The organism is Hoeflea prorocentri, from assembly GCF_027944115.1.
Lineage (GTDB): Bacteria > Pseudomonadota > Alphaproteobacteria > Rhizobiales > Rhizobiaceae > Hoeflea_A > Hoeflea_A prorocentri.
The window spans coordinates 2,512,714-2,531,174 of record NZ_JAPJZI010000001.1; the positions used below are offsets into that span (position 1 = coordinate 2,512,714).

18 protein-coding genes are annotated in these 18,461 nt (G+C 57.9%); 5 read left to right on the forward strand and 13 right to left on the reverse strand.

What is annotated here, in order from left to right; genetic code table 11:
* Nucleotides 1–6 precede the first annotated feature (6 nt).
* From recO to rpoZ, 8 genes are all read right to left on the reverse strand, one after another.
* Entirely contained in the window at nt 7–744 is a 738-nt protein-coding gene (gene recO, locus OQ273_RS11785; protein WP_267990698.1) for a DNA repair protein RecO, read from the reverse strand.
* Nucleotides 745–762: 18 nt separating this feature from the next.
* Entirely contained in the window at nt 763–1,686 is a 924-nt protein-coding gene (gene era, locus OQ273_RS11790; protein WP_267990699.1) for a GTPase Era, read from the reverse strand.
* Nucleotides 1,683–2,390: a ribonuclease III gene (rnc, locus tag OQ273_RS11795; protein WP_267990700.1), complete on the reverse strand. Its 708-nt coding sequence runs from the start codon at nt 2,388–2,390 to the stop codon at nt 1,683–1,685. The genes era and rnc overlap by 4 nt, the downstream gene beginning before the upstream one ends.
* The gene (gene lepB / locus OQ273_RS11800) at nt 2,387–3,133 is read right to left on the reverse strand and encodes a signal peptidase I (protein ID WP_267990701.1); all 747 of its coding nucleotides are present in this window, start codon (nt 3,131–3,133) and stop codon (nt 2,387–2,389) included. Before lepB ends, rnc begins: the two co-directional genes overlap by 4 nt.
* A gap of 91 nt (nt 3,134–3,224) precedes the next feature.
* Nucleotides 3,225–3,629, reverse strand: a complete 405-nt coding sequence (gene acpS / locus OQ273_RS11805) for a holo-ACP synthase (RefSeq protein ID WP_267990702.1) — start codon at nt 3,627–3,629, stop codon at nt 3,225–3,227.
* Between the two features lie 21 nt (nt 3,630–3,650).
* Nucleotides 3,651–4,229 (reverse strand): DUF2062 domain-containing protein, encoded by a 579-nt coding sequence (locus OQ273_RS11810; RefSeq protein ID WP_267990703.1) that lies wholly within the window; start codon nt 4,227–4,229, stop codon nt 3,651–3,653.
* Between the two features lie 174 nt (nt 4,230–4,403).
* Complete coding sequence (locus OQ273_RS11815; RefSeq protein WP_267990704.1) at nt 4,404–6,635, reverse strand: RelA/SpoT family protein; 2,232 nt, start codon at nt 6,633–6,635, stop codon at nt 4,404–4,406.
* A gap of 129 nt (nt 6,636–6,764) precedes the next feature.
* Entirely contained in the window at nt 6,765–7,181 is a 417-nt protein-coding gene (gene rpoZ / locus OQ273_RS11820) for a DNA-directed RNA polymerase subunit omega (protein ID WP_267990705.1), read from the reverse strand.
* A gap of 525 nt (nt 7,182–7,706) precedes the next feature.
* Here rpoZ and OQ273_RS11825 point away from each other — a divergent pair.
* Together OQ273_RS11825 and OQ273_RS11830 are read left to right on the forward strand one after the other, a co-directional pair.
* Entirely contained in the window at nt 7,707–8,294 is a 588-nt protein-coding gene (locus tag OQ273_RS11825) for a LabA-like NYN domain-containing protein (protein ID WP_267990706.1), read from the forward strand.
* 24 nt (nt 8,295–8,318) lie between these two features.
* Nucleotides 8,319–8,972, forward strand: a complete 654-nt coding sequence (locus OQ273_RS11830; protein ID WP_267990707.1) for a uracil-DNA glycosylase — start codon at nt 8,319–8,321, stop codon at nt 8,970–8,972.
* 20 nt (nt 8,973–8,992) lie between these two features.
* Here the strand turns inward: OQ273_RS11830 and smpB are convergent, their stop codons facing one another.
* Both smpB and dapA read right to left on the reverse strand, forming a co-directional pair.
* On the reverse strand, nt 8,993–9,463 hold the full coding sequence (gene smpB, locus OQ273_RS11835; RefSeq protein ID WP_267990708.1) for an SsrA-binding protein SmpB: 471 nt from the start codon (nt 9,461–9,463) through the stop codon (nt 8,993–8,995).
* A gap of 24 nt (nt 9,464–9,487) precedes the next feature.
* Nucleotides 9,488–10,369: a 4-hydroxy-tetrahydrodipicolinate synthase gene (dapA, locus tag OQ273_RS11840; RefSeq protein WP_267990709.1), complete on the reverse strand. Its 882-nt coding sequence runs from the start codon at nt 10,367–10,369 to the stop codon at nt 9,488–9,490.
* 287 nt (nt 10,370–10,656) lie between these two features.
* Here dapA and OQ273_RS11845 point away from each other — a divergent pair, with 287 nt between their 5' ends.
* Both OQ273_RS11845 and OQ273_RS11850 read left to right on the forward strand, forming a co-directional pair.
* Entirely contained in the window at nt 10,657–12,735 is a 2,079-nt protein-coding gene (locus OQ273_RS11845; protein WP_267990710.1) for a lytic transglycosylase domain-containing protein, read from the forward strand.
* Nucleotides 12,736–12,817: 82 nt separating this feature from the next.
* Nucleotides 12,818–13,732, forward strand: a complete 915-nt coding sequence (locus OQ273_RS11850; protein WP_267990711.1) for an alpha/beta fold hydrolase — start codon at nt 12,818–12,820, stop codon at nt 13,730–13,732.
* Nucleotides 13,733–13,738: 6 nt separating this feature from the next.
* Here OQ273_RS11850 and OQ273_RS11855 read toward each other — a convergent pair whose 3' ends face one another.
* Nucleotides 13,739–15,541, reverse strand: coding sequence for an IlvD/Edd family dehydratase (locus OQ273_RS11855; protein ID WP_267990712.1), 1,803 nt, complete (start codon nt 15,539–15,541; stop codon nt 13,739–13,741).
* Nucleotides 15,542–15,798: 257 nt separating this feature from the next.
* Between OQ273_RS11855 and OQ273_RS11860 the strand changes: the two genes are divergently transcribed.
* Complete coding sequence (locus OQ273_RS11860) at nt 15,799–16,647, forward strand: glycosyltransferase family 10 domain-containing protein (protein ID WP_267990713.1); 849 nt, start codon at nt 15,799–15,801, stop codon at nt 16,645–16,647.
* A gap of 24 nt (nt 16,648–16,671) precedes the next feature.
* Here the strand turns inward: OQ273_RS11860 and OQ273_RS11865 are convergent, their stop codons facing one another.
* Together OQ273_RS11865 and OQ273_RS11870 are read right to left on the reverse strand one after the other, a co-directional pair.
* Complete coding sequence (locus OQ273_RS11865) at nt 16,672–17,409, reverse strand: glycosyltransferase family 25 protein (protein ID WP_267990714.1); 738 nt, start codon at nt 17,407–17,409, stop codon at nt 16,672–16,674.
* Between the two features lie 81 nt (nt 17,410–17,490).
* A complete protein-coding gene (locus tag OQ273_RS11870; protein ID WP_267990715.1) occupies nt 17,491–18,450 on the reverse strand; it encodes a glutathione S-transferase family protein in 960 nt (319 codons plus the stop codon).
* Nucleotides 18,451–18,461 lie beyond the last annotated feature (11 nt).

Genomic DNA, 18,461 nt, shown 5'->3' on the forward strand with positions numbered 1-18,461 from the left:
ACCGTATCAGGCCTCCGCTGACAGCGCCTTAAGCGCTGCGTTGATGAAGCCGGCGCGCGCGTCCGGGATATCAAGACCGCGCGGCTCATAGACGTGGCGGCGCAGGAAGAAGCCCGTCAGTTCGAAGGCCTGGCTCAAAGTGGCCTCATCGGCCGATAGCCGACTGCCCTGCGCGAGAAAGGCCGGCAGTGGCAGCATCTTGTCGGCCCATGGCTCTCCTGCCGCGCGGCTGACGGCCCTGCCCGATTTCGGCGACACATATTCAAGGTCGTCACGCCGGCCTGTCGCAGCGCATTGCAAAAGGTCGAGGCCGAAGCCCAGATCCTCGAGCATCGCCAGTTCAAAACGGACAAACAGTTCCCCGGCTCCTGCAGGTTCGTGCAGATTTTCCAGGATAACGCCGAGCGCCTCGTAAAGATGCGGATGCGAGTCCCGTTCGGGCAAGAGGCGCAAGAGGGCCGCCATGGCCTGAACGCCGTAAACGGCCGTCGCCGATTCCATCAACCGGGCAGCGCGCAACTGTGTCGGCTCGACCTGATAGGTCCCGAGATGCTGATCGAGCCGCGCACGCCAGGTGACGGAAACGCTGTTACCCGGCTGAAGCACCGGCTGCATGCGGCGCGAACGTCCACCACGCACCAGACCAAGATGCCGGCCACGGGCACGTGTCATGATTTCAGCGATAACATTGTTCTCGCCGTGACGCCTCACACCGAGAATTATGCCTTCATCCTGCCATTCCATAAGGGAAACCTGTCCCCGTCAGGAGGGAAATTCAAGCCCGATCTCGCGGTAACGCTCCGGGTCGTCGCCCCAGTTCTCACGCACTTTGACAAACAGGAAGAGATGCACGGGCTGCTCCATGATTCCTGAGAGCTCCTGGCGGGCGGACCGGCTTATCTGCTTGATCGTTTCACCGCCTTTGCCAAGCACGATCTTCTTCTGGCTGTCGCGCTGCACATAGATCACCTGCTCGATGCGAACGCTGCCATCCTTGCGCTCCTCCCATTTTTCCGTCTCGACGTGGGAGGCGTAGGGAAGTTCCTGATGAAGACGGTGATAGAGTTTCTCGCGGGTGATCTCGGCTGCAAGCTGGCGCATCGGCAGGTCGGAAATCTGATCCTCGGGATAGTACCAGGGACCTTCGGGCAGTTTTTGGGCAAGATAGTCGAGGATATCGTTGCAGCCGGGGCCCTTCAGTGCCGAAATCATGAAGGTCTGATCGAAATCGACGGTCTCGTTGGCCTTGGCCGCCAGTTCCAGGAGCGCTTCCGGCTTTACCCGGTCGATCTTGTTGATCAGCAGTACTTTCGTGCCGGAGACTTTTGGCAGGCCTTCGAGGATATTCTGCGCATCGCCAACAAGGCCGCGTTCCGCATCGACAAGGAAACAGGTGACATCCGCATCATGGGCCCCGCTCCAGGCGGATGTGACCATCGCGCGGTCGAGGCGACGGCGCGGCTTGAAAATGCCCGGCGTGTCGACAAATACGATCTGCGCGCCTTCGTGCATGACAATGCCGCGCACCAGTGAGCGCGTCGTCTGGACCTTGTGGCTGACAATCGTAACCTTGGCGCCGACAAGGCGGTTGAGCAATGTGGACTTTCCGGCATTGGGTGCGCCGATCAGGGCGACAAAGCCGGAGCGAGTCGATGTTTGCGACTGTGTTGGCCGATCTTGCCTCATGACGGCTCCCAAACGCCAAGTTCTTCCAGCAGTTTTGTTGCAGCATGCTGCTCGGCATTGCGCCGTGACCGGCCGCTTCCAACCGCGCTGCCCTCGCCTTCGACATCGACCCGTACCTTGAACAGCGGATCATGATCGGGTCCGGTGCGTTCGATGATCGAATAGGCTGGCGCCTCGCCGGTTTGGCTGTGCGCCCATTCCTGAAGCTCGGTCTTGGCATCGCGCCGTGCCTGCTCGGATGCGCGCGCGCGGCGTTCCCAGTTCTTCAAGATAAAGGCGCGTGCCGCCTCAAGTCCCGCATCCAGGAATATGGCGGCGATCAGGGACTCCATCACATCGGCGCGCACATTCTGCATGCGCTTGCCTTTCAGCGACTTGATGTCACTGCCGGTCCTGATGAACTGGTAGAGTTCGAGCTCATCCGCCACGGCGGCGCAGGTTTCTGCGCTCACGAGTTGATTCAGGCGGACGGACAGATCACCTTCCTTGGCCGAGGGAAACAGCGAAAACAGCAGCTCGGCTATGACGAGGCCAAGCACCCGGTCGCCCAAAAACTCCAGACGTTCGTAATTGCCCTGCCCGCTGCGGTGCACGCTGGAATGAGTCAGAGCGCGCTCAAGTCGCGCCGTGTCCGAAAATGTGTGTCCAATGATCTCCGTCAGGCGGTCGCGATCCGCATTTGACAAGGCACGTTTCGGCTTCATTCAGTTATCTCGAACAAACGCCCGAAGCGCAACTCCGTCGGCCATTTCCAGATTTCCAGCGGCGAGGCATCATCACCGATGGAGAAGAAGATCATCTCGGCACGGCCCACCAGATTCTCGAAAGGAACGTAACCAACGGCCAGACGGCTGTCGGCCGAGTTGTCCCGGTTGTCGCCCATCATGAAATAATGCCCGGCGGGCACGAGGAACTCGCGGGTGTTGTCCGTTGCCGAATTGGGATTGATATCAAGCGTATCGTAGCTGACGCCGTTGGGCAGCGTTTCACGGTAGACCGGCGCGTTGGTCACGGCGTCCCCGTAACTGCCATCGGCGCTGAAACTTCCCACCTGCTCGCGCTTGACCGCCGTGCCGTTGATGTGAAGGACGCCGTTGATCATCTGGATACGATCGCCCGGAAGCCCGACGACGCGCTTGATATAGTCAACCTTGGGATCGCTCGGCAGCCGGAAAACGGCGATGTCACCGCGTTTCGGTTCGCCGGCCCACACACGGCCGGAAAAGAGATCGGGCGAAAACGGAAACGAGTAACGCGAATAGCCATAGGCGTATTTCGACACGAACAGATAGTCGCCGACCAGCAGTGTCGGCATCATCGATCCGGACGGGATCGAGAATGGCTGGAACAGAAAACTGCGGATCACGAGCGCCAGAAGAAGTGCCTGGACGATGACCTTAAGTGTTTCGCCAAAGGCTGATTCTTTCTTTTCTACCTTTTCAGACACGCTGGTGACCTTCCTCGATTGGGCATTCAGGCCCGCTTACTAGTTCATTTCGGTGTTTTATGGAACCGGCAATCTGGATGGGGATGAAGACCTATGGGTCCACGGGCAGAGCTTCTATCACAACAAAAGCCTGGGCCAGTGGAAAATCATCGGTGATGGTCAGATGAATTGAGGGCCTGTGGCCTTCAGGAACCATCTTATCAAGGCGCGCGCGCGCGCCGCCGGTCAATTGCATCGTCGGCATGCCGCTCGTTGTGTTGACCACGCCCATGTCCCGCCAGAAAACGCCCTGGGCGAGCCCTGTTCCCAGGGCCTTGGCGCAGGCCTCCTTGGCGGCAAAGCGCTTGGCATAGGATGCCATGCGGGCCTTTCGGCTTTCCGATTTTTCGCGTTCGACGCTGGTAAAAATGCGGTGTGTAAAGCGTTCGCCGAAACGCCCGATCGACTTTTCGATACGGCGAATGTCAATGAGATCGCTTCCAATTCCGATGATCATGCCGGTGCGCCTGCCTCCGTCTCAAACGGTCTGCTCACCGCTGAGGTCGCCGCCTCCGCGACGCTTCAACAGTTTACGGCGCCGCTGATTCTGAAAGGCGACGACCCCGAAATAGGTCAAGACATAAGCAAGCAAGCCGAAGGTCAGCATAAATGGCACGCAACCGAAAAGCATCGGCTTGAGAACCGGCTCCCACAATTGATTGAGATCGAGGTCGTGAAACAGGCGGCCAAGATGGATATGCGGAACTTCGCCGTGGAAATCGTCCACGGTAAGCTGCTTGCCGACCTTGAACGTTGCGGTCCAGATGAATGGGAAGGTCAACGGATTTCCGAAGGCCGTGCCAAGTGCAGACGCAATGATGTTACCGGCAAAAACATAGGCGAGCGCGGCGGCAATGATGAAGTGAAAGCCGAGAAACGGTGTCCAGGACGCCATGACACCGGCAGCAACGCCCGCGGCAATGGCGTGAGGTGTCGCGGTCAAACGCAGGATTCGCTTGCCGAAATACTGGAACGAACGCGAAAATGAGCGCCGGGGCCAGAAGAAAATACGGACCTTTTCAAGAGCGCCTATCGGTTTTCGGCGTCGAAACAGCATGCCTTACCTGCGTCCTTTCTTTCTCTGCCCCGTCCACCTTATATCGAATGTGTTTAAACATTGCTTCTCGATAAGGAACATTTGAAGGCACATAATCATAGTGCCAAAGCGCGCCAAAAGGCTTGTTCCAGCGAGGGAAAACACATCGACAGGCGGGCGGCTTCCCACCCGATCCTACTCATATAGGCGAGATACCGTGCTGATGCAGGCCAATTTCCTCAGTGCGGCAATCAACTTGTTGAGATGTTTGAGATCCCAGACTTCCAGATCGATGATCATCTCGGTGAAATCGTCTGCCACCCGGACCATCGACAGGGTCTGTATGTTGGTGTCGCTGGCGGCAACGGCCTGGGCAACCTCGGCAAGCGTTCCCGGCTCATTGATGGCATTGACGGAAATACGGGCATGGAAACGCTCGCTGCCGGCTTCTTCCATATCCCATCGCACATCAATCCAGCGCTCCGGCTGGTCATCGAATTGCGTGAGCATGGGCGACTGGATCGGGTAGATGGTGATACCCCTGCCCGGCTCCATGATCCCGATGATCCGGTCACCCGGCACCGCACCTGATGCGCCGAACGAAACGGGCATATCGTCCCCCACGCCGCGAATGGGCAAGGCGTCGGCGCCGTTGCCGGACCGTTTGCCGCGACGGGCTCTTGCCTGTTTGGAGCGGCCCGGAATGCGAAAAATCATGCCAGCCGCGCTGCGCAGGTTGAACCAGCCTTCATCGGCGGTCGACTGTTTGACCGCCACCCGCTCGTGCTGATGGTCGGGATGGATGGCCGTCAGCACGTCCTTGGAAGACAACTCACCGCGCCCGACGGCGGCAATCGCATCCTCAACATCCTTGTAACCGAGCCTGTGCAGCACGGGCTCAAGCTGATCGCGCGTGAAGTTCTCGCCCGCACGGTTGAAGGCACGCTCGAGGATCCGGTAGCCCAGTCCCGAATACTGTTTGCGAACCGCGGCCCGCGTTGCGCGGCGGATGGCGGCGCGTGCCTTTCCAGTGACAACAATTTCCTCCCACGCCGCGGGAGGCACCTGAACGCCGGAGCGGATAATTTCCACCTCGTCGCCATTGTTGAGCTGCGTGACCAGCGGCATGATGCGGCCATTGATCTTCACGCCCACGCATGTGTCGCCGATATCCGTATGGACGGCATAGGCGAAATCGATGGGTGTCGCGCCGCGCGGCAGCGCAATCAACTGGCCCTTGGGGGTAAAGCAGAACACCTGGTCGTGGAACAGTTCGAGCTTGGTGTGCTCGAGAAACTCTTCCGGGTTATCGCCATCGGCCAGTTGTTCAATGGTGCGGCGCAGCCAGGAATAGGCATTGGAATCATGCGGCAGCAGACCGTTTTCCTGGGCCGCGCCATCCTTGTAAATCGCATGGGCGGCAACGCCGTATTCGGCGATCTCGTGCATCCGCACCGTACGAATCTGCAGTTCCACGCGCTGGCGCGACGGGCCGATGATCGTCGTGTGGATAGAGCGGTAATCATTCTGTTTGGGCGTCGAGATATAGTCCTTGAAGCGGCCGGGCACCACCGACCAGCGCATATGCACGATGCCGAGGGCGCGGTAACAATCCGCAATCGAGTTGACGACAATGCGGAAGCCGTAAATGTCCGACAGCTGCTCGAAAGACATTGATTTCGACTGCATCTTGCGGAAAACCGAATAGGGTTTTTTCTGTCTGCCGGTGACCGTGGCCTTGAGGCCGTGTTCCTCGAACAGGTCGCCCAGCTCCGTTTCAATCTTGCGGATGATGCCGCTGTTTTTCTCTGACAGCTCCTTCAGCCGCCTCGTCACCGTGTCGTGGGCTTCCGCATTCATATGCCGGAATGAGAGCTCCTCGAGCTCTTCGCGCATGTCCTGCATGCCCATGCGGCCGGCAAGCGGAGCGTAGATTTCCATGGTTTCTTCGGCAATGCGGGCGCGCTTTTCGGGCGGCACGAAATCCAGCGTGCGCATGTTGTGAAGCCGGTCGGCCAGCTTGACCAGGAGCACGCGGACGTCATCGGAAATCGCCAGCAGAAGTTTGCGCAGGTTTTCGGCCTGTTTGGCACGCTTGGAAACAAGATCCAGCTTCTTAAGCTTGGTCAGGCCTTCAACGAGACCGCCGATCTCTTCGCCGAAAAGGGCGTCGATCTCATCGCGCGTGGCGGTGGTGTCCTCGATCGTATCGTGAAGGAGCGCCACGGCAACCGTCGCTTCGTCGAGCCGCATGTCCGTCAGGATAGCGGCGACTTCCAACGGATGCGAGATATATGGGTCGCCATTGGCCCGTGTCTGCTTGCCGTGCTTTTGCATGGCATAGACATAGGCCTTGTTCAAAAGCGCCTCATTGACTTCGGGCTTGTACTGGTGCACGCGCTCTACGAGCTCGTACTGGCGCATCATTGACCGACTTCTCCTTGGCTTCCGGTCGCTACGGACGCATTATCCCGCTTGACGAAGCCGTTCGTCAAAATAAAAACGCGCCGGATCGCACAACCCGGCGCATTCAAATCTTCAGGACGGCGAACGGATTCAAAAATCGTCGCTTTTTTCCGGCGGAACCAGTCCTTCGATCCCCGCCAGCAGATCGTCTTCCGACATCCGGTCAAAGGATACCCCTTCGCCTTCCGGTTCGGCAGCGGATTCGCCTGCGAGTATAACGGTTTCCTCAACCTGTTCGGTCGCAAGCAGCGATGCGGGATCGGGCTCCGGCTCATCCACCTCGACATGTTTTTGAAGCGAGTGAATGAGGTCTTCCTTCAGATCGCCCGGCGAAAGCGTTTCATCCGCGATCTCACGCAAGGCGACCACAGGGTTCTTGTCGTTGTCACGGTCAACCGTGATCATCGCACCTTGCGACACCTGGCGCGCGCGGTGGCTCGCCAGCAATACCAAATCAAATCGATTGTCGACCTTGTCGATGCAATCCTCGACTGTGACACGGGCCATAGCCTGTCCTTTGTTCTCACAATTCTCCAGAGATTGTGTTGGCGATACCTCCAAAACGAGAACAATTCAAGCCAAAAAGCCCTTCCAGAGAGCCTGTCCTGCAATTACGCCGCCTCTGCAACGGACAGGAACATGCGCAACAACCGCTCGCCGCCGCCCCGAATTCGCGCTTTGTCCGGTGAAGAACGCAGGCCCGAAAAGAGTTCTTGCCTGAAAATCCTTCTGGAACCGGGGGTTGTTCCTTGCGTTAAGACACACCACATAAGGCTTCATGCGGAACGGTGAACATGTTTGTTAGTTGGCACGCTGTTGAGCCGGAGAGGTTGCTGATCCGGACATCAAAGCGCAATCACGATTTGTTGTATTCTGGCTTATTAATATTTAAATCGACTGTTTACATGATATAAATATTCAATATAGAAATATGAATCATTGAAATACTTTGCGCTGAAAGAAATGAACAGTTTTACTATTTCCGTCATTTTTTCTGACGCTCGCCATAACAATTAAAACGTAGGTGAAATAATGTTCGATCCGAGGGAAAAGATCGCTCTGTTTATTGATGGAGCCAACTTGTACGCAACCGCCAAAAGCCTTGGCTTCGACATCGACTACCGAAAACTTCTCAAAGCATTTCATGACCGCGGCTACCTTTTGAGGGCTTATTACTACACCGCCCTTATCGAAGATCAGGAATACTCATCCATCCGCCCGCTCATCGACTGGCTTGACTACAACGGCTACCGCGTTGTCACAAAGCCGGCGAAGGAATTTACCGATGCCGGAGGCAGGCGGAAGATCAAGGGCAATATGGATATCGAGCTTGCAGTCGATGCCATGGAGCAGTCGGAGACCGTCGATCATCTCGTTATATTTTCCGGCGACGGAGACTTCAAAAGCCTTGTTGCGGCGTTGCAGAGGCGCGGAAGAAAAGTCTCAATCGTATCGACGCTTGCGACACAGCCAGCCATGGTCGCAGACTGCCTGCGCCGGCAGGCGGACAATTTCATCGACCTTGCTTCCCTGAAGGCCGAAGTTGGCCGCAACGAGGCGGACAGACCTCAGCGCCAGCAAGCCATCGAGGAAGAAGAAGAATACGATTTGCAACACTAGCGGATTGCTTTATTCCGGTCCTCCATGACCGGTATGACAGAACCTGATAGCGATTGCCCGCTGTGTCCGCGGCTTCACGCCTTTATAGCCGAACAGCGCCGGGACCATCCCGACTGGTACAACGCACCTGTTCATACATTCTATCCGTTGGAAGGTCCGGGTTCGGTGCGTTTTCTCGTGGTCGGCCTGGCGCCAGGCCTGCGCGGCGCGAATCGCACGGGAAGGCCGTTCACGGGCGATTTTGCCGGCGACCTTCTTTACGGCACCCTCGCCCGCTTCGGGTTTTCTGAAGGTACATTCGATGCGCGACCCGATGACGGCGTTCGGCTTGTCTCGACCGCGATCACGAACGCGGTGCGCTGCGTGCCGCCGGCAAACAAGCCCGTTGGCGCCGAAATCAACACGTGCCGGCGCTTCCTTTCGGCATCCTTCGAAGCAATGGATCAATTGAGAGCCGTGCTCACGCTCGGCAAGATTGCGCACGATTCGACCATACGCATGCTTGGCGGGCGGCTGGCCGATCATCCGTTCCGGCACGGCGCGAGTACACAGATCGGTGGCTACAGGGTTTTTTCGAGCTATCACTGCTCGCGCTACAACACCAATACCGGTCGACTAACGGAAGACATGTTCACCAGTGTTTTCAGTGATGTATATGACTTTCTTGAGAAAGGGTAACGGCCCCGAAACAGACGAAATCAGCCCCGTTCGCGCAAAAGACGTGCCTTCTGGCGCTCCCAATCGCGTTTTTTCTCGGTCTCGCGCTTGTCATGCACCTTCTTGCCCTTGGCGAGTGCAATCTCCAGCTTGGCCCTGCCCCGGTCGTTGAAATAGATACGAAGCGGCACGAGCGACATGCCCTCGCGCTGAACGGCGCCGATCAGCTTTCGCACCTCTCGCTTGTTTAGAAGCAGTTTGCGCCGCCGCCGGGTCTCATGATTGAACCGGTTGGCCTGAAGATATTCGGGCAGATAGGAGTTGATCAGCCAGATCTCCCCGCCCTCTTCCGTTGCGTAGGATTCGGCAATGTTGGCCTTGCCTTCACGCAATGATTTGACCTCGGTCCCGGTCAGAACGAGACCAGCCTCAAACGTCTCGACGATTTCGTAATTGAATCGCGCCTTGCGGTTCTCGGCGACGTTACGCCGCCCTGACTTCGCCTTTGACATGGTTTCAGACCGTTAACGGGGCCGTCAGTTCAGTATGCCGGCGTGACGCAGAGCGTCATCGACAGCAGTTCGCGTCGCAGCCTCAATATCGACGAGCGGCAGCCTTTGCCTGTCGGACATTTTTCCGAGCTTGCCGAGGGCGTATTTCGCAGCACCCGGGTTGGGCTCGATAAAGAGAGCCTTGTGCAGCGGCATCAAACGGTCCTGATAGTCCAGTGCGGTGGCCCAGTCCCCTTTGAGCATGGCTTCCTGGAACTGCGCACAAAGGCGCGGCGCGATATTCGCGGTCACCGAAATGCACCCAACGCCGCCATGGGCGTTAAAGCCGAGAGCGGTCGCATCTTCGCCCGAAAGCTGGATGAACTCGGGTCCGCAGTGCTGACGCTGTTCCGATACCCGGTCCATCTTGGCCGTCGCATCTTTGGTGCCGACGATATTGCTGAAGTCCGATGACAGCGACGCCATGGTTTCAACGCTCATGTCAATGATCGAGCGGCCGGGAATATTATAGATGAAGATCGGCAGAGATACTGCCTCGGCAATCGCTGCATAATGGGCGTAAAGACCGCGCTGGTTCGGCTTGTTGTAATAGGGCGTGACAACAAGAAGCCCGTCTGCACCGGCCTGTTCGGCATGGCGTGCAAGGTCAATCGCTTCACCCGTATTGTTTGAGCCCGCGCCGGCGATCACCGGTACGCGCCCCGAGGCTGTCTCGATGCAGAGCTCGACGACCCGTTTGTGTTCGTCATGGGAAAGCGTTGGGGATTCACCAGTCGTGCCGGCCGGCACAAGCCCGTGACTTCCCTCGGAAATCTGCCATTCCACAAATGCGCGGAATGCGGTTTCATCGAACGCACCGGCATCGTCAAACGGTGTGACCAATGCTGGCAAGGACCCTTTGAACATGCGAGCTCCTGACATGACGGGGCGGGCATGACCGGACATTTCAGTCAGCCGGCCGACGCCCATTTATAAAAGCGCTGCACCATAGTCCCACCGTTCCGCAGCCGCAAGCACCGCAGGATGTAAAATCAAACGCATTATGCTCGCATCACTTTTTGTCGCAGCATGCGTCTATAACCTTTGCTTAACTTTCTTTTCATCGATGTTTGTCAATTTGGTCGGCGAAGACTTTGGCGGCTGTCCGATGAGCGATGGCTGATTTCTGCCCAAATTGAAGGGATAATGTCCTGATGCTCAGATTGGCGATTTCGACACTATTGGCCGTTTCGACAAGCATGGCTGTGGCACCCGCAGCCAATGCCGAAATCCGCCCTTCACAGATTCCGGTTCCGAAAGCCCGGCCGGCGAGCGGCGCTCCCCTGGTTCAGCAGGCCGTTGCAGCAAATACGCTGACCGCATCCATTCATCACGCAAGCAATCCGGCCGCCCCCTCAGGACAGCTGAAAAAGGGGCTGGATGCCCTTTCCGACGATGAAATCGAGCGGGCGCGTTCCGTACGCGACAACCTGCCCGCCGGCTCGCTCGATCGGCAGATCCTGACCTGGGCCATCGCCGTTTCGGGAGCACGTGGTGTTCCCTCCTCCGACATTGCGGCTGCCGCCAGTCAATTGCCGAATTGGCCGGGCCTCAGCGTTCTGCGTCAAAACTCCGAGCGTGCACTTGCCCGCGAAGGCGCATCGGCCCAACAGGTCATTGCGGCTTTTGGCAACACGAAGCCGGAAACCCTTGAGGGCGCGGTCGCGCTGACAAGGGCGCTGGTGGCCACTGGACAGAAATCGAAAGCGGCCTCAATTATCGCACCTCACTGGAGGGGCAAGGTTCTCGACAGGGCGACGGAAAAACTGATCCTCAAGGAATTCTCGGGCGTTCTGACAAAAGCCGATCACAAGCGGCGCATGGATATGCTGCTTTACCGCGACCGCATCACCCAGGCAGACAGGGTGGATGCGCTCGCCAATGCGCAGTCCTTGTTCAAGGCCCGCGCCGCGGTGATCCGCAAGAGTTCAAAAGCCGCCAGTCTGATGAAGGCGGTCCATCCGACATGGCACAATGACGCGAGTTACCTGTTCACGCGCATTTCCTATCATCGCCGCAAAAAGAACTTCGACACCGCTGCCAAGTTGCTTTTGAAGGCGCCGCGCGATCCCGAGGCGCAGGTCGATACACGCGAGTGGTGGGTCGAAAGCCGCATCGTCTCGCGTGCGATTGCCGATACGGGCGACATGAAAACCGCTTACCGGATCGCCGCCAACCATGCCGCCACGCGGCCGGCGGACATTATTGAGGCTGAATGGCATGCCGGTTGGTACGCACTTCGCGGCGGCGCCAATGCGCGCACGGCGTCAGCTCACTTCCAAAAGGTGCTTGATACCGCGACCCGGCCGCTGTCCATTTCCCGTGGATACTACTGGCTGGGCCGAGCGGCCGAAGCCGGTGGCACCGGCAATGCCCCGGACTATTTCAACAAGGCGGCCTCTTTTTCGGCGACCTATTACGGTCAGCTTGCAGCCGCGCGCCTCAACCGCAAAGGCCTTCAGGTACGCTATCCGAAACCAACGGCGGCGGAACGCACGCATTTTGCTTCACGTCAGGCGGTACGGGCCATTCAGCGTTTGACCGAGACCGGTCATGGGCACCGCGCCCGCAGGCTCTACATCGCCCTCGCCCGTGAACTGACGAACCCCGGCGAACTGGCAATCCTTGCAGCGATGGCTGAGAAAAAGGGAGAGCACCGCCTGGCGCTGCAGGTTGGCAAGATCGCCTTTGGCAGGGGCTTGAACGTGACCGCGCTGGCATTTCCCACCGGCGTCATTCCCGGGAGCGCAAACATATCGGGTTCCGGAAAGGCCCTGGCCTATGCCATCGCCCGCCAGGAAAGCGCGTTCGACAAGGCTGCCATCTCCAAGGCAAATGCGCGCGGTCTGCTGCAGCTTTTGCCGGCGACCGCCAAATCGGTGGCCCGCAAAAACGGCATGTCCTACTCAAAGGCGCGGCTCACCAGTGATGCCGGGTATAATGCAACCCTCGGTGCGCATTATCTAGGCGAGCATATTGCCGATTTTGACGGATCATATGTGCTGACCTTTATTGCCTACAATGCCGGTCCGCGCCGCTCGCGCCAGTGGATCGAGAAATATGGCGACCCGCGCGGCAAATCCATCGACTACGTGGTTGACTGGGTCGAACAGATTCCATTCACCGAGACGCGCAACTATGTGCAGCGGGTCATGGAGAACTATCAGGTCTACAAAGCCCGCCTCGGGCAGAATCCCGATATCGTTGCGGATCTGCGTTACGGAAGGCGCTAAACCGTTATCGCACATTTGCTTTGAATTGCGCTGCGGATGCCGTATCTGACTATCGCATTTTGGTTCGATAGCGGGGCAAGCCATGAATGATGCCGCCGAAACAGGCGCCAACAACGATTATGAGCAGGTTTTCTATTCTGCCAGTGACGGGCTGCGCCTGGCAGCCCGGGATTACGGCCGTGGCCGTCCGGGGACGGAAAATCATGCACCGGTGGTGTGTCTTGCCGGCATGATGCGCAACAGTGCGGATTTTCACGATCTAGCGCTGATCCTGTCAAAGAGCGAGGCGGCGCCACGCCGGGTCATCTGTTTCGATTACCGCGGTCGCGGCCTGTCGGACCGGGACAAGGACAAATCCAACTATTCCATACAGGTAGAGACCGACGACCTGCTCGCCGGTTGCGCGGCGCTTTCAATCCACCACGCGGCGATTATCGGAACGTCGCGCGGCGCACTCGTCATTCATGTACTGGCCGCCATGCGGCCCGGCATCATGTCATCGGCGATATTGAATGATGCCGGACCGGCTATTGAGGGAACGGGACTGGCGCAAATCATGGCCTATCATGACCGGCTCAAACAGCCCTCGAGCCTCTCGGACGTTGCCGAAACCATGAAAGGGTTGCAGGGAACCGCTTTCAGCGCGTTGTCAAACCAGGATTGGCGTGACCTTGCCGAGGGAAGCTTTGAGGAGCGGAAGGGAAAAGTGGTGCCCCGTTTCGACCGCGCCCTTGTCGATATGCTGCACGACATTGATCTCAACGTTCCCCTTCCCACCCTTTGGCCGCAGTTTGACGGGCTGAGGAACATCCCGTTGATGACCATTCGTGGCGAGAATTCGTCACTGCTGACGCAGGAAACGGTCGAGGAAATGGCGCAGCGCAATCCGGACATGGAGGTTCATATCGCAAAGGGCCAGGGCCATGCGCCGCTTCTGCATGTGGGTGAGCTGCCGAGAGCCATCGCCGCCTTTCTACGCAAGGCCGAAAAGAAATAGAACAGGTCAGTGGTTGTCGCGCGGCATCCCCTTGGCGGCTATGCGCTGGTATTTCACCGCGCTTTTGAGAACCATTCCTTCCGACAATTGATCCACATCGCCGCGCTGCAGCTCCTGCCACGGCGTCTGTGATGCCGGATATTGGTAGCCGCCTGCGGCTTCGAGTTCGGAGCGGCGGCGTTCAAGCTCGCCCTCATCCACCAGCATGTTGACGCTTCCGTCCGACAGATCGATCCTGACCCTGTCGTCGGTGGCAAGCAGCGCCAGCCCGCCCCCTGCCGCAGCCTCCGGAGAAGCATTGAGAATGGACGGAGAGCCGGACGTGCCGGACTGGCGACCGTCGCCTATGCAGGGCAGTTCGCGCACACCTCTTTTGAGAAGGTAATCCGGCGCGCGCATATTGACGACTTCGGCAGCACCCGGATAACCGATCGGCCCGGTGCCACGGATAAAAAGGATACAGTTCTGGTCGATGCCGAGTGCCGGATCGTCGATCTTTTCGTGGTAATCCTCGGGCCCGTCAAAGACAATCGCCCTGCCCTCGAATGCATTGGGGCTTTCCGGGTCGGACAGATATCGCTCCCGGAATGTCTCCGAGATGACGCTGAGCTTCATGATGGCGGCGTCAAAAATATTGCCGCGCATGACCTTGAAGCCGGCGCTTTGTTTCAACGGCTTGTCGAAGCGCATGATGACATCGTCGTTCTGACTTTCCACCCCGCGGCAGTTCTCCCCGATGGTCCTGCCATTGGCCGTGACCGCATCCTCATGGATCAAATCGTTTCTGATCAGTTCGCCGATGACCGCCGGCGCACCGCCCGCACGGTGGAAATCCTCGCCGAGATATTCACCAGCGGGCTGCAGATTGACGATCAGCGGTATGTCCAGCCCGTGCGCTTCCCAGTCATCCACGCTCAATTCGACACCCACATGACGTGCGATGGCGTTGATGTGTATCGGCGCGTTGGTAGACCCGCCGATCGCGGAATTGACGGCGATGACGTTTTCAAATGCCTCGCGCTTCATGATGTCGGACGGTTTAAGGTCTTCATGCACCATGTCGACGATCCGCTTGCCGGTCTGATAAGCGATCTGGCCGCGCTCACGATAGGGCGCCGGGATCGATGCGCATCCTGGCAGCGACATGCCAAGCGCTTCGGCGAGCGTGTTCATCGTCGTCGCGGTTCCCATCGTATTGCAGTAGCCGATGGACGGTGCGGAATCTGAGACCATTTCAATAAATGTCTCATAGTCGATCTTGCCCTCCGACAGCAGTTCGCGGGCCTTCCATACAACGGTTCCCGACCCTGCGCGCTCACCGCGGAACCAGCCGTTCAGCATCGGACCTCCGGTCAGCACAATGGCCGGCAGATCCACCGTCGCCGCCGCCATCAGGCAGGCCGGTGTTGTCTTGTCGCATCCCGTTGTCAGCACGACACCGTCGAGCGGATAACCGTAGAGGACCTCGACAAGCCCGAGATATGCCAGGTTGCGGTCAAGAGATGCGGTCGGGCGCTTGCCGGTTTCCTGGATGGGATGGACGGGAAACTCGATGGCAATGCCGCCTGCCTCGCGGATACCCTCGCGCACCCTCAGCGCCAATTCCAGATGTGGACGGTTGCACGGCGAAAGATCGGATCCGGTTTGAGCAATGCCGATGATGGGGCGGCCGGACTGGAGCTCTTCGCGTGTCAGCCCGTAATTCAGATAGCGCTCAAGATAGAGCGCGGTCATGTCCGGGTTGTCCGGATTGTCGAACCATTCCCGTGACCGCAACCTGCGTGCGTCGTGACCTGCGCCCTTGCCCATCTTTTGCTCCATGGATCGTTTGTGTTTGTAATCGGAGAATGCGCTCTTAATACTGATTTGGAGCCCTGTTACCAGTGAAACCTCCCGACTGCCCGATCTGTTTCACTAATCGGAACAGCGGCCCGATTGAAATGTCGGCGGTTTTTTCGATGCAGGCAGGCCGGCCTGTGCGGACACATCCATGTGCAAGCGCTTTTCGTCTTGCGGTTGCCGGATTTGTCAGTATGAACCGCTGTGATCACCACAAGGGCTTGTGCATGAAGATTGCCATACTGCCTTATGAATACAAACTGCGCGGCAGGCTGGCTGACGCCCCCTTGAGTGCACTGCGCTGGCCGCTCTCCGAACCACCGGCAGCAGGAACGGTGGCCGATTTGGAGCCGCAGGATCATCTGATTATCTATCCGCGCTCCAAATCCTTCTTTGCCAACCGAAAGCACGTGAGATGCCGGGTCTCCCTGCTGATTGCGGAACCCTACGCCCTGCAGTGGAGCAAATATCTGACGGCCATCATTATGCAGCGCCGCTTTTACCGGATCATCACGCACCGGCCCTTAATGGAAACAAAGGCGAAAAATGTTTTGGTCATGCCTTTTGGCGGGGCCTGGGTGAAACCCAGTCCGGACGGCCGCATTGACAAAACAAGACATATGTCGCTGATCGCTTCGACCAAGACGAAACTGGAAGGGCACGCCCTGCGCCACAAGATCGCGCAATGGAGTGAAAAAAACGCGCTTGATATCGACCTTTTGGGCCTCGCCTATCGAAAGATCGATACAAAGGAAGAAGGACTGCTGCCCTACCGCTTTTCCGTCGTTATAGAAAACTGCCGGGAAGAGGGTTATTTCACGGAAAAACTGCTCGACAGCTTGCTGTGCGGCACATTGCCGATTTACTGGGGTGCACCCGATATTGAACGCTATTTCGACCCGGAGGGCATGATCATTTGCCGCAGCGAAGAAGAGATCAAAAACGCCATCACGTCAGCCTCGGCACAGCTTTTTAAACAGAAACACAAAGCTCTGACCGGCAATGCCGAAAAGGCACTCGCATTTGCCGACTATGAAAAGAATGCGGCGCTGCGGCTCCAAGAGCTGGACGTGTGAACGTTCGGCATCAATTCGACTCTTTCAGGAAGAGGCAGGTTTGCGGCGTGAGAGCCGGGCAATCTTTCTGCGATAGATGAAACGGCGTACCTCGCGGTCCAGCCGCTCCCACGGCGATTTGCCGCTTCCAATGGTGCTGCCGCCTGCGGCCTGGCTGTTGTCCTGAAGGACCGGCAGATCAAGTATGACCGGCCGGATGCCTGTGAACCAGTGCATTTGAAGCAGTGTATCGACCGGCCGATCAAAAACCTCCGTGACGTACAACAGACGTTTTGCTGCCTCTACGCTGATCAACTGGCCGGAAAGACGCAACGGAACAACCTGCGGCGCAAGAAGCTTCATCCCTTCACTCTCATATCTGACGAGTGCGTTCGCAGGCGTCTTCCTGACCGGCAGTTGGATGTAACCAAGCTCCGCAATGTGGCGTTCGGCGAAAGCCACTGCCGGCCCGATATTGGAGGCATCGATCGTTGCGTCGTCCTCGAGAACCAACCCATAGTCCAGGCCGTCCTCGACAATTCGCCTCCAGCAGGCGCGATGGCTCAAAAAACAGCCAATCTCGGCTTCTCGCAAGGCAAACGGATAGTGGGGCTGGCGAAGCCCAGGACTGTAGACGGCCTCGATGTCTTCCGGTTTCAGCGCAGCTCCATCGACACCCTCAACAACTGCGGCATCCATGGGACAGGCGTCAATCAGCCGATCGACGAAGGGCCGGCGAGCCTCTGCTCGTGTCAGATGGATAATGAAGGCCTTCTTACGCATCAACCGCTCTTCAGTGAAACCCCTTTCCCGTGTGACGGTCCGGGCCAGCTGAGTCAAGATCGGTAAGCGATGCTTTGCCGGTCAGCCGCGGCCGTGCGGGCCGGACCAATCAATCATCGGGCCTGCCGGCACGATACCCAAAGGATTTCGCAAAGGGCTCGGCGAAAAGTATCCCTGTTTGTAGATTTCAAAACGCACCGTCTGCGCAACACCTGGCATCTGGTAGATGTCACGCGCATAGGCCCAAAGGTTTGGATAGTCCTGAAGCCGCTTCAAATTGCACTTGAATGCGTAATGATATGCAACGTCGAACCGCGCCAGTGTCGGAAAAAGGCGCAAATCGCATTCCGTAAATGCATCGCCCGTCAGGTACCTGCTTTGCGATAGCTGGTCTTCAATCTTGTCAAGCGTTTCGAAAACCTCCCGCACAGCAGCATTGTAGGCCTTTTGCGTACGGGCAAAGCCGGCGCGATAGACGCCGTTGTTTACGGTCGAATAAATGAGGCTGTTCCAGCGCTCAATGTTCTCGGATTGATCTTGCGGAAAGAGTTCGAGCCCGGTGTCAAAGGCTTCGTTGAACATACGCACAATATCGGCAGACTCATTACTCACAGCAATATTGCGTTCACGATCCCAAAGAACCGGAACCGTCACACGTCCCGTATAGGCCGGTGCGACACGTGCATAGATCTCATGCAAGGCCGACGCACCAAAAAGGCCCTCGGCGTAGTCTCCTTCTGCCTCGAATATCCAGCCATCTTCGGTTCTTCGAGGTGCTGCAAAAGACACGCTGACGGCATCATCAAGCTCTTTGAAGGTACGCGCAAGCAATGCCCGGTGTGCCCAGGGACAGTTCCAGGCCAGGAAAAGGTGATAGCGGCCGGGTTGCGGGGTAAAACCACCCTCCCCCGTCGGGCCGGCAGAACCGTCCCTGGTGATCCAGTTCCTGATCGTGCTTTTGGCGCGGCGGAACTCGCCATCCTCCCTGCTATCGGGTTGCGGATCTTCGGCAAGGTAGGTCCCGTTCAGCATTAATCCCATGTTTGTCCTCC